The sequence below is a fragment of the Myxococcus sp. MH1 genome, from assembly GCF_059738865.1.
The window spans coordinates 9,230,819-9,242,924 of sequence record NZ_AP026947.1; the positions used below are offsets into that span (position 1 = coordinate 9,230,819).

The 12,106-nt window shown below is 71.5% G+C and carries 6 protein-coding genes; 4 read left to right on the plus strand and 2 right to left on the minus strand.

The features are described 5' to 3' along the window. Positions 1-51: 51 nt before the first annotated feature. Positions 52-6,168 (minus strand): hypothetical protein, encoded by a 6,117-nt coding sequence (locus AC6JA9_RS36455; RefSeq protein WP_497958528.1) that lies wholly within the window; start codon positions 6,166-6,168, stop codon positions 52-54. A gap of 201 nt (positions 6,169-6,369) precedes the next feature. Here AC6JA9_RS36455 and AC6JA9_RS36460 point away from each other — a divergent pair, with 201 nt between their 5' ends. Together AC6JA9_RS36460 and AC6JA9_RS36465 are read left to right on the plus strand one after the other, a co-directional pair. After that, a complete protein-coding gene (locus AC6JA9_RS36460; RefSeq protein WP_141324043.1) occupies positions 6,370-6,876 on the plus strand; it encodes a GNAT family N-acetyltransferase in 507 nt (168 codons plus the stop codon). A gap of 186 nt (positions 6,877-7,062) precedes the next feature. Next, positions 7,063-7,752: an endonuclease III domain-containing protein gene (locus AC6JA9_RS36465; protein WP_483578765.1), complete on the plus strand. Its 690-nt coding sequence runs from the start codon at positions 7,063-7,065 to the stop codon at positions 7,750-7,752. A 3-nt stretch (positions 7,753-7,755) separates the two neighbouring features. Here the strand turns inward: AC6JA9_RS36465 and AC6JA9_RS36470 are convergent, their stop codons facing one another. Then, positions 7,756-9,036 (minus strand): phospholipase D-like domain-containing protein, encoded by a 1,281-nt coding sequence (locus AC6JA9_RS36470; protein ID WP_223747090.1) that lies wholly within the window; start codon positions 9,034-9,036, stop codon positions 7,756-7,758. 143 nt (positions 9,037-9,179) lie between these two features. Between AC6JA9_RS36470 and AC6JA9_RS36475 the strand changes: the two genes are divergently transcribed. Together AC6JA9_RS36475 and AC6JA9_RS36480 are read left to right on the plus strand one after the other, a co-directional pair. Continuing rightward, positions 9,180-11,519, plus strand: a complete 2,340-nt coding sequence (locus AC6JA9_RS36475) for an acyl-CoA dehydrogenase family protein (RefSeq protein WP_473568699.1) — start codon at positions 9,180-9,182, stop codon at positions 11,517-11,519. 68 nt (positions 11,520-11,587) lie between these two features. After that, positions 11,588-12,100 (plus strand): ester cyclase, encoded by a 513-nt coding sequence (locus tag AC6JA9_RS36480; protein WP_223747088.1) that lies wholly within the window; start codon positions 11,588-11,590, stop codon positions 12,098-12,100. The last annotated feature ends 6 nt before the right edge of the window (positions 12,101-12,106 follow it).

The following is a 12,106-nucleotide window of genomic DNA, read 5'->3' on the forward strand; positions in this document are numbered from 1 at the left end:
GCGGCCGCATTCAATCCCACAGGTGGGGCCCGTCGCCAAGAACTCGAAGTGTCACCCCTCCCAGGTGGACAGCAGTGCGCGGACCCGCGTGTACCTCTGGAGGAGTGCGGCACGGTGGGCGCTGAGCATCACCATGGAGCCGATGACGAACAGGCCCATGATGAACAGCGAGGCGGCCGCGACGCGGTGGTCCCTCATGCCGAAGCGCACCAGGTTCGCCGCCACACACGTCACCAGGAACGCGGTGCCCAGGTACACGTAGGAGCGGATGCGCAACGCGATGCCGAAGCCCACGCCCACCACGCAGAGGAACACGCACAGGAGCATCGCCCCACCGTCGTCGAACATCAGCGGCTTCCACGCGCCGGCCACGTAGATGACGGTGACGGCCACCGCGCGCAGCCGCGCATACGTGTCCTGCTCGATGGCGCCCCGGAACACGCGCAGCAGCGCGAGCAGCGAGAGGCCCGCGGGGATGACGTAGAACTGCGGCTCGCCGTGCCCCGTGCCCTGCCACACCAGGAAGAGCGCGACGTTGAAGGCCACCACCGACGCGAGCGAGGCCGAGCCCCTGCGCGTCGGATGCGAGGCCAGCGCGGCGAAGTGCGCGGCGTGTCCCACCAGCAGCGCGGCCACCTGGAGCGGCTCGCCCCACGGCGCGGAGAGCAGGCCCGCCATCGGGAACAGGTACGCGCCCCACAAGGCGGGCCTCCGGAAGACCGTGAGCCCCGAGCCCTCGCGCTGCACGAAGAAGTACAGGCCCGTGAAGAGCGCGCCGCCCACCAGCGCCGCCAGGCTGTCTCCGGAGTTCGGCTGCGCTCCCATGCCGAGCATCCGCATGGACAGGTACCCCAGCGCGAGCACCGCCTGCGCCAGGAACGCGGCGGGCTCGTCCTCCTCCCTGGAGGCATGGCGCACCAGCGCGACGAGCAGCACCGCCAGCGCTCCGCACGCGACGAGCGCCTCGCGCAGCGCGTCCCCTTGCGGCCCCAGCAACCCCAGGCCGAACATCACCTCCATCAGCGCCACGACGGTGAAGCCCAGCCCCACGCCCCGACGCACCTCCCGGCCCGCCACGAACAGGGCGAGCGCGGCGAGCAGCCCGCTGAGCGCGCCCAGGTACGGGAGGATGAACTCCGAGCCACGCCCCGTGGAGAACACCGCGCCCAGGTGCATCATCACGCCATGCGCCGCCACGAGCGACGCCAGCCAGCCCGCCGCCTCGCGCTCGCTCCGGCGCCACACCACCGCCCACGCCGCCCCCAGACCGAACACGAAGCACAGCGGCGTCCCGATGTGCCGCAGGTCGCGCAGCGCCGACAACGACATCAGCGCCAGCACCCAACCGCCATGGTGCAGGGCCGCGCCCACGCGCACCCCTCGCGCATCCAGGAACATGCCCGCCACGCACAGCGCCAGCCCCGCGCCACTGACAGCGGCGGGCACCCACACGAAGGGCACCGCCGCCACCAGCGACAACCCGAGCAGCACCGTGGCCACATTCGCCATCCACCGCTCGCGCGTCGCCATCAACACCAGCGACGTCACTCCGGCCCCCAGCGCCACGTGCGGCGCGAGCGCTCCAGGCCCCGTGGCCGCGAGCCTCGCCAGGAGCAGCAGCCCCAACACGCCCGTGCTCCCCGCCCACAGGGGCTCGCTCCACGTGCCGCCCAGGCCGGGCATCAACCGCCCCACCCCCTTGTTGAGCGAGCGCTGCACGCTCCCCGACTGACAGAAGGCGGACAGCACGGCGGCGCCCAGCGCCAGCGCGACGATGGGCAGCCCCGCCTCGGGCCGCCACTCCAGGAAGTGGCGTGTCTCCGTCTGCCCCACGCACGCGAGCGCGAGTCCCAGGAGCGCCGGCACCAACAGCCAGCGCAGGGACAGGAGGAACGCGGACGCGGCCACCACACCCGCGAGGCCCGCGAGCCTCGACGGTGACGGGTCCTCCAGCACGGGCAGCGCAGCGATGACCAGCGCGGTGATGACGGAGACCTGACGCAGCTGCGCGTCCGGCGGACTGCGGAAGAAGGCCCAGAGCCTCGGCGCCACGTGGTGCTCGGCCAGCGCGAGCGCCAGCAGGAGGACCGTGACGATGGGCCGCGCCTCGGGAACGGTGATGAGCAGCAGCGAGGCGCCGCACACGCGCAGGAACGGCATGGGCCCGGGCATCAGCGCCAGCGAGGCCGTGAGGAAGTACACCGGCAGCGGCCCCATCCACGACGTCAGCAGCACCATCGGCGTGAGCAGCGCGAGGCTGACCTGCATGCCCAGCGACAGCCGGTTGCGGACCGCCACCTCGTTCGAGCGCAGCAACAGGGTGCTGAAGCCGGGCACATGCTCCACCGCCCGCGTCACGGCCAGCGACAAGAGCGGCAGCGCAAAGGCCCACGTGGGCGTATCCCCACCCATCGCCAGGAAGCCCACGAAGGCGAAGGGCACACCGAGGCACGCGAAGAAGGGCTGACGCGTGGCGCGCGTCCACAATAGCGGCAGCGCCATGGCGCCCAGGACCATCCAGGCGGGGGGCGCATCGTCCCAGCGCACCACCGTGGGGACCATCACCAGCGCGGAGGCCACCGTCGCCACCATCGCGAAGCGGCGGCCCCCCGCGCCCACCCGCAGCACCGCGGGGACCTCCTCGAGCACCGCGAGGACGGCGAGCACCGTGGCCAGGCCCAGCAGCGCCATGGGCCCCGTGGCGTACAGGCCGATGGCGGCATACAGCGCGGCCACGCCGACGCTGAGCGCGGCGGGCATGGCCCTCGCGGTGAGCAGCGCGGCGAAGGCCGTGGCGAGGATGAAGGTGTTCTCCTGCCAGGACTTCGCCTCCGCGACCGCGAGGAAGGGGAAGGTCCACGCCACGAGCGCCGCGACAGTGGTGCTCGGGCTGCGCCCCCAGCGCGCCGCGCTCAGTGAAGACCCCAGGGCCCAGAGGATGAACGCCCCCATGGACATCGCCGGCGTCATCAGCCCGCCCCAGGGTGAGAACGAGCGCCCCAGGTCCGGCAGCAGCGCGAAGGCCGCGATGAACACCGCCAGGGGCCGCGCGAGGGGGAGCGTGCGAGACACCACGGCGATGGCTCCGGCCGACAGGAGCATCACCACGCCCAGGCCACTCACGGTGCCGATGATTCCCGCCAGGAAGCCGAAGAGCGCGTAGAAGACCGCCACCCCGCTCAGCTGCCGCAGCAGCCGGCCCCGCTCGGCGACGACGGCGAGCGCCAGCGCGACGAAGACCAGCGAGAAGGCCATCGCCGTGACGGACACCTGGAGCGCGAGCTTCGGCACCAGGGCGGCCGCCAGCAGGACGGCGTAGGCCACGACGTACGCGTTGCGCAGGCTCCACGCGATGACGAGCATGCTCGCGCCACACAGCACCGCGCCCGCCATCGGCGTGAAGCCGAAGTCGCTGAACAGCCCCATCAGGAAGCCGGCCGTGGCCAGCAATCCCCCCACGGGGGCCACCAGTGTCCGCGTGCGCGCGGTGCACACCAGGGACACGCCCGACAGTCCGAGCGCCAGCAATCCGGCCACCACGGACGCGGCCTCGACCGAGAGGACCTGGATGGCCAGCGGCGGCACCACCAGCATCAGCAGCGCGCCGACGACCTTCAGGTAGAAGCGGTCCACGAGCAGGCCGGTGCCCAGACACACCACCGACATGCCGAGCACGCTCCAGAGGGCCGGGCGCGCGTCGGGACCGGCGATTCCGTGGAAGGAGAAGAGGACGCCGGCCACGGCCGTGCAGCGCAGCAGCACCTCCGCGAAGGCGACGTCGCGCGCCTGTCCGGTGCGCTCACCGCGCCACAGCCGCGACACCGCGAGCACCACGCCCGCGAGCACGAAGGGCAGCGCCGTCAGCGCGCCGTACTGCACGGGCAGCCGCTCCGCGACGGGATAGCCGAGCGAGGCCTTGAGCGTGTCGAGCAGCCGCTTCAGCGGCCCCGGCACCAGCTGGCCGCTGGTGGCATACGAGAAGTAGAGCGCGGCATAGGCGGGATACACCCATGGCAGGCGATGGAGGGCGCCGCTCGCCAGCGACAGCAGCGTCCAGGTGATGACGGCGGCGGTGACGAAGAACGTGGGCGGCGGGGCACCGATGGCGGCGACCAGGCACATCGCCTGGAGGGAGACCACGCCCAGCGACAGCGTGTCCGTCGCGCGCTCGGCGGGCAGGGCACGGAAGCGATGGGCGGAGGCGAGCAGGAACGCGACGAAGGGCGCATAGAGGCCCGCGTCGGGCGGAGCCCCCGCGTGGACGAGCGCCAGGTGCAGGCGCACCGCGTAGGCGATGAGCAGGTACAGCGGCGCGGCGAGCGCGAAGGCCAGCGCGCTCCCTTCTCGAGGACTCGAAGGGGTGCGCGAGGACAGCAGGAAGAAGAGCACGCACGGCAGGAGGTTGAGCCACAGCGCGGCGCCCCCGAGCCTCGCGGCCAGCGGAGCCAGTCCCATCATCAAGATGCTGGCGACGAGCGAGGCCTGGACGAAGGGACGCGAGGGGGCATCGAAGGCCTCCGCGGGCTTGCGCACGAACCAGGCCGAGACTCCCGCCCAGACCAGCAGCGCCGGAGTGAGCCACCACGGCCCCAGGTTGCCGTCGCCGAACCCGGTGGGCGACAAGGCAATGCCCGCGAGGGGAGCCGCCGCCGAGCCGATGACCCCGAGGATGCGCCCCGGACCGCGCAGGGCCTCGCGCCGCCCGAGGACCGCGCCCATGATGGAGAAGAACGCGGAGGCCCCCGCCGTGGCCAGGAAGATGGCCACCGAGCGACTGACGGAGCTCATCCCGGCCCAACGCTCGAACACGAAGTAGAGCAGGCCCGAGAGGACGAGGAAGGCCCCGACGAACCACATGATGCTTTCGTAGAGGAACGGCTTCCACACGCGATTCCACGACGAGGCCTGCTCGACGAACCGGGCCGTCGGGCCCCCAGGCTGCGGCGCCTCGAACGACGGCGCGGAAGCGTCCTCGGGGAGCGGATGCGCCTCGGCGCCCGCTCCGGACACGCGAGCATGCGGCGACGCGCGAGCGCCTGGACGTCGCGTCGATGCCGCCCTCGCGGCGCGCTCGGCCTCACGCTTCGCCTCGTCTCTCGAAGCAGAGGAAGCACCTTCCGTACGCAACGCCGCCGATGTGCTCGACGCGTGCCCATCATCGGCACGCGACGCGGATTCACCCGAGCTCCACGTGCCGCTCGCATCTCGCGTCACGGAGGCATCCGGACGAGGTACGTACTCACCCTCGCCCCACGGCAGGCCCGTCTTCGGACGCTCCGAGCCCGGCGTGACCTCGCTCACACCGTGAGCGTCGCGCCCCACCGAGGCACCACTCGCCACCGACGCGTCCGCGCCAGGAACAGAATCACCCTCGCGCCACGACAGACCCGCCTGAGGATGCTCCGCGGCCACATCAGCGCCAGACGTGACACCCCTTGCGCCGTGGGCATCCTGAAGCACCGAGGCGCCACTCGCCACGGACGCCTCCGCGCCCCAAGCTCCGTCCGCCTCCCGAGTCACCGCTTCGCCCGAGCGCTGCGAGGACGCCTCCGCGCCCCACGCTCCGCCCGCCTCCCGAATCACCGCCTCGCCCGAGCGCTGCGAGGACGCCTCCGCGCCCCACGCTCCGCCCGCCTCTCGAATCACCGAAGCGCCGCTCGCCGCGGAATCTCCCGCGCCCCGCACGAACGGCTCCGCGGCATCGCGCGTCACGGCCTCGCTCGACCGCCACGCGGCCTCCGCGGCAACCGTCTCCGCTCCCTGCACGAAGCCCGTCACGGGCAGCACCGTGGCCCCCGCGTGCACCCCATCCACATCGGGAACCACCGCGGGCCACTCACCGGGGCGCGAAGGCGCTTTGCCGCCAGCCGCCGCGGCGCCGTCCTCCGTGCGCGGCGGCGCCGCCCGACTCGCCGTCACCGGCGCCGGCGACTCGGCGAGCACGGAGAGGAGGATTCGGGCCTGACGCTCGTAGCGCTCGGACAGGAAGCGACGGACGTTGGGGGGAACCTCGGTGGCATCCCAGCGCGCCAGCTCGGACAGGAGGAAGTGGACGTGAGCGAGCTCCGCGTCCAGCTCGGAACGAGGCCGCGAGGTCATCGCCGTGCCACAGAGTGCGCACTGGTGGAACTGACCCAGGCGCTCCTGTCGGCAATCAGGGCAGTACATGAAGCTCCCCCTCTACAACGGACATGCCACCCAGAATGCCTGGGATATCCAGCGCGTGGAAAGCCGCCCCCTCATTCCAGGTGCGTCGTCCGGGTGGCACCTGTGCAGGCAGGTGCACAACGGGTGCACGCACTCCGACGCACCCGTCACGCCCGGAGTCCCCCTGGCCCCACCTCGCATTCCGTGGGAGCGTCCGCCCCCATGAGCAACGACGAGCTGACCCTGCGTCCCATCCGACCCACGGATGATGCCGCCGTGGCGGGCGTCATCCGCGCGGTGATGCCCGAGTTCGGAGCCGATGGTCCCGGCTTCGCCATCCACGACCCCGAGGTCGACACCATGAGCGCCGCCTACGCGCGCCCGCGCCACGCGTACTTCGTGGTGGAGCGCGCGGGCCGCGTCATCGGTGGCGGCGGCATCGCCCCGCTGGAGGGCGGAGACCCGGGCGTGTGCGAGCTGCGCAAGATGTACTTCCTCCCCGAGGCGCGTGGCCTGGGAGCGGGCGAGCGCATGCTGCGCCGCTGTCTCGACTTCGCGCGCGAGGCGGGCTTCCAGCGCTGCTACCTGGAGACGCTCGCCTCCATGACACAGGCGCAGAAGCTCTACCGCCGCCTCGGCTTCGAGCCACTCTGCGCCCCCCTGGGAAGCACGGGCCACTTCGGCTGCGACCACTGGTACGCGCTGGACCTCACGAAGCCCGCGAGCTGAAGCGCCCCCGCCCCCCTGCCCTGCCACCGTCCCCTGAGCCCCTTCGGGTCCGTGCTCCTCCCTGTCCCCATCTTCTCGGACAAGGAGGGGGACTGAATGGCGGGAAGAGGACCCACGCCTCCCGGACGCCGCAGGGCACCGTCACCGACGAGCGCGAGGACCGCGAGGGCACGGCCCGAAGCAGCCGTGGTCTCCGAGCCCGCGCCCCGCTCGGACAAGGTCCCCTTCGACATCGACGACGTGCTCGCGCGCGTACGTCACACGGTGCGCGACTTCGCGGACGCGGCGATGTTCGCGCTGTCCGCCCGGGGCCACGACAGCCTCTTCGAGCAGCTCGTCGCCTGCATCCTCTCCATCCGCACCCTGGATGAAGTCAGCCTGCCCGCGGCGCTCCGGCTGCTCGAGCGCGCCTCCACACCCAAGGCCCTCGCGCGCCTGGGCACCGCCGCCATCGACGCACTCATCCGCCCCGTCACCTTCCACGAAGCCAAGGCCCATCAACTCCACGCCATCGCCGTGCGCACGCGGGACGAGTTCGCGGGCACCCTGCCCTGCGATGCCCGGGTCCTCCAGTCCTTCAAGGGCGTGGGCCCCAAGTGCGCGCACCTGGCGCTCGGCATCGCCTGCGGGCACGAGGCCATCAGCGTGGACATCCACGTGCACCGTGTGACGAACCGCTGGGGCTACGTGAAGGCCACCACGCCCGAGGCGACCATGACCGCGCTCGAGACCCAGCTCCCGCGCAGGTACTGGGTGGAGCTCAACCGCCTGCTGGTACCCTTCGGCAAGCACGTGTGCACGGGCTCGCGCCCCAGGTGCTCCACGTGCCCGGTGCTCAGCGCCTGCCGGCAGGTCGGCGTGACGAACCCTCGCTGACGATTACCGGTCGTGCCCCACCAGCTGCGTGGCCCGGCGAGCCAGTCGCCGCCACGGGTTGGTGCGACCGCCGTTCTCCAGCGAGATCTCCTTGGACACGCGCAGGTCCTTGGCCCAGCACCGCTCCATCTTCCGGACGAACTCCTTGTCGTGGATGATGAGCGAGCCCTCGCCCAGCTTGTTGAGCGACAGCGAGTCCATGTTCGTCGAGCCCACCACCGCGAGCCAGTCGTCCACGATCATCGTCTTCGCGTGCATCATCGACGGCTGGTACTCGTAGATGCGCACCCCCGCGTCGAGCAGTCGCTCATAGGTGGAGCGCTGCGAGGCGCGGATGATCTTCACGTCATGCACGGGCCCGGGCCCCAGCACGCGAATCTCCACGCCCTGGCGACACTTCTCCTCCAGCTGCTCCAGGATTTCGTTGGGCGGTGAGAAGTACGCGTTGGCGATCCACAGGCGCTCGCGCGCGGCGGCGATGACCATGCGCACCATCCGCTCCGCGTCGGTGATGCCCAGCTTGCCCGCGCTCTCCACGAAGCACGCCTCGGCGTCCCCCACCAGCATCGGCTCCGGGAAGGTGTCCGGTGGCAGCAGCCCACCGCCCGACTCCTGCCAGTAGCGCGAGAAGGAGAGCTGCATGTCGCGCGCGGCCGGCCCCTCGACGCGCACGCTGGTGTCGCGCCACTCCTCCGGCGACAGCCCGTCTCCCTCCCACACCTTCCAGAAGCCGAAGCCACCCGTGTACGCGATGCGCCCGTCGATGATGACCAGCTTCTGGTGCGAGCGCCCCAGCAGCCGCCCCATCACCTTGCCCGCGAGCAGCCGGTAGTAGTGCACCTCCACGCCCGCGGCCGAGAGCACCTTCTCCACCTTCTGGTCGAAGTCCTTGTCCCCGCTCAGCTCCTCGCTGCCCACCGGGTCCACCACCACGCGGCACGCCACGCCCGCGTGGGCGCGGTCCACCAGCGCGTCGATGATGCGGTCCGACACGTCGCAGGGCCGCCAGATGTAGACCAGGATGTGGACGCTCTCCCGGGCCGCGCGGATGTCCTCCACCATGCGGTCGAACACCGCGCCGTTGTCCAGGAGCTCCAGGCGGTGGCCCGTCATGAGCGCCGCGCCGGTGGACTGATAAAGAGAGAACGAGAAGCCCTGAGGCCCTGGAGGCAGCTCGAAGGGCCCCTTCATCTCGTGCTTGCCGCGCTCGCTCCCCGCATCGAAGCCGTGGGCGCCGGGCTGGGGAAGAATCTCCGTCTCCGAGAGGTCCTGGGGCTCGTCCATGACGTGGCAAGCTAGGGACACTGTCCAGCCCCGGCATGCAGGGCCTGGCCGCCTGCCCGACAGGCAGGTGCTCTCTCCCATTGCCGCCCGGCACCGGGCTGGCCACACTGGGCCTCTTGCCTCGCTTGCTGGAGAGCCGACTGATGGTGGAAGAGATTCGTCCAACCGCGAAGGAGCTGCTGTCGCTGCCCCGCCTGGCCCCCCTGGTCCCCATGCTGTACGTGGCCTGGACGGACGGTGAGCTGACGCCCGCGGAGATTCGGATGCTGGGCACCGCCGCGCGCGCCCAGCCGTGGTTGGACCTGCGCTCCAACACCGTGCTCGCCCGCTGGTTGGATCCGCTGATGCCACCCAGCTCCAACGAGCTGGCCCTGGTGCGCGAGCACATCCGCGCCTCCGCCGAGCGCCTGAGGCTCAGCCCCCAGGAGAGCCTCTCCGAGCTGGGCGCGAAGCTGACAGAGCTCGTCGCGGACTCGAAGGAGCTGCCCTCGAGCATGCCGGAGCTGGTGCGCGCCTTGGCCTCGCTGGAGGCCGTGCTGGGCGTCTCCGGACGCGAGGCCGTCCGCGCCCTGGTGCCCTCCGCCGCGCACGAGCCGCGCCGCATCGGCCCCACCGAGCCCACCTCCTTCGCCCCCGAGGCGCTGCGCGCGGTGCTGGACCGCAAGTACCCGGAGATCCGCTCCCAGGTGCGCAAGTGGCTGGAGGACCCGACCTTCCGCTATCAGCGCACGCTCGACACGGACAAGCAGCGCGAGCAGGTCTTCGCCTGGCTCAAGCAGCTGGCGGACCAGGGCCTGGGCCGCATCGCGTTCCCGGAGGGCGACGAGGCCGGCGCGGACCTGGGCGCCTTCATCGCCTCGTTCGAGACGCTCGCCCTCTTCGACCTGAGCCTCGTGGTGAAGGCGGGCGTGCACTTCGGCCTGTTCGGCGCGAGCATCCTCTTCCTCGGCACCCAGAAGCACCACCGCGAGTACCTGCCCAAGGTCGCCACGCTGGAATTGCCCGGCTGCTTCGCCATGAGCGAGCTGGGCCACGGCTCCAACGTGCGCGACGTGGAGACGGTGGCGCGCTACGACGCGGAGGCCGGCGACTTCATCGTGCACACCCCGTCCGAGGGCGCGCGCAAGGAGTGGATCGGCAACGCCGCGCGCCACGGGCGCATCGCCACGGTGTTCGCGCAGCTGGAGGTCGGCGGCAAGGGGCTGGGCGTGCACGCGCTGCTGGTGCCGCTGCGCGACGAGCGCGGCCAGGTGCTGCCCGGCGTGCGCATCGAGGACTGCGGCCGGAAGATGGGCCTCAACGGCGTGGACAACGGCCGCATCTGGTTCGACCACGTGCGCGTGCCCCGGGAGAACCTGCTGGACCGCTTCGGACAGGTCAGTGCCGAGGGCGAGTACACCAGCTCCATCTCCAGCGACGGGCGCAGGTTCTTCACCATGCTGGGCACGCTGGTGGCGGGCCGGGTGAGCGTGGCGTGCGCGTCCTTGAGCGCGGCCAAGAGCGGGCTGACCATCGCGGTGCGCTACGGGGACCTGCGCCGCCAGTTCGGCCCGCCGGGCGCGCCCGAGGTGCGGCTGCTCGACCACCAGACGCACCAGCTGCGGCTGCTCAAGCCGCTGGCGAAGACGTACGCGCTCGACTTCGCGCTGGAGCACCTGGTGGAGCGCTACGTGAAGCGCACCGAGGAGGACTCCATGGAGGTGGAGGCGCTGGCGGCGGGCCTCAAGGCGTATGCTTCCTGGAACTGCACGGCGGTGCTCCAGGAGGCGCGCGAGGCGTGCGGCGGCCAGGGCTACCTGGAGGCCAACCGGCTGTCGGCGCTGAAGGACGACACGGACATCTTCACCACCTTCGAGGGCGACAACACGGTGCTGATGCAGCTGGTCGCCAAGAGCCTGCTGACGGACTACCGCCAGCGCTTCGAGGACGACCGGGTCTACGCGGTGCTCAAGCTCATCGCGGACAAGGCCACGGCCATGGCGGACAAGAACCCCATCGCCGTGCGGCGCACGGGCAGCGAGCACCTGCGCGACGACGACTTCCAGCTGCGCTTCCTGCGCTACCGCGAGGAGGACCTGCTCGCCTCGGTGGCGCGGCGCATCCGCAAGCGGCTGACGGCGGGTGTGGAGGCCTTCGCCGCCTTCAACCAGGTCCAGGCGCACCTGGTCGCCCTGGCGCACGCGCACATCGAGCGCGTGGTGCTCGAGCAGTTCATCCACGGGGTGAACACGGTCCAGGACCCGGGCCTCAAGGTGGTGCTCGGGCGGCTGTGCGACCTCTACGGCCTGTCCTGCCTGGAGGCCGCGAGCGGCTGGTTCCAGGAGAACAGCCTCATGGAGGGCGGCAAGGCGCTGGCCATCCGCAAGGAAATCGTGAAGCTGTGCACGGAGCTGCGGCCGGACGCGGTGGCGCTGGTGGATGCCTTCGGGATTCCGGACACGTGCATCGCGGCGCCCATCGGACTGGGGCATCTGTCGGCGTGACGCCCGCTGAACAATTGGGGGCCCTGGGGGGCTGACGGGCTGGGCGAGGCTGCCCAGCTTCCCGGGCCATGAAAACCACCACGACGCTGTGGCTCTGCGTTCTTGGAATGTTGTCCGCGTGTGCGTCCGTGTCTCCGGTGGAGCGCGCCGCACAGCAGGAGGAGCAGAACCGTCAACGGGCCCGGCTGCTCACCGAGGAGCTCTACAACCTGCGCAAGCTGGACCGCGTCCCGGAGCTGTTCGCCGAGGACTACGTGGACCACTCGCAGGGCGCGCCCAAGGACGTGGTGGGCCCGGCCGTGGTGCTCCAGCAGGCCGAGGCCACCTTCCAGACGTTCCCGGACCTGCGCTTCGACATCCTCCACGTGGTGGCGGACCAGGACCTGGTGCTGGTGCACTGGAAGGCCGCCGGCACGGACCCGCTGAACCTGGACGACGCGGGCAAGCCCCGGCCGCTCGCGCTCGCCGGGCACTCGCTGTACCGGATGCGCGACGGGAAGGTGGTCGAGTCGTGGGACATCTCCGACCGACTCACGCCCCTGCTCCAGCGCGGCTACCGCGTCGTCCCGCCCCAGCCGTAGCGGGGC

Excerpts from the sequence above, each read along its gene's own strand:
- AC6JA9_RS36470 (WP_223747090.1), bottom strand. The coding sequence starts at position 9,036 with ATGGACGAGCCCCAGGACCTCTCGGAGACGGAGATTCTTCCCCAGCCC.
- AC6JA9_RS36475 (WP_473568699.1), top strand. The coding sequence starts at position 9,180 with ATGGTGGAAGAGATTCGTCCAACCGCGAAGGAGCTGCTGTCGCTGCCC.
- AC6JA9_RS36460 (WP_141324043.1), top strand. The coding sequence starts at position 6,370 with ATGAGCAACGACGAGCTGACCCTGCGTCCCATCCGACCCACGGATGAT.
- AC6JA9_RS36480 (WP_223747088.1), top strand. The coding sequence starts at position 11,588 with ATGAAAACCACCACGACGCTGTGGCTCTGCGTTCTTGGAATGTTGTCC.
- AC6JA9_RS36455 (WP_497958528.1), bottom strand. The coding sequence starts at position 6,168 with ATGTACTGCCCTGATTGCCGACAGGAGCGCCTGGGTCAGTTCCACCAG.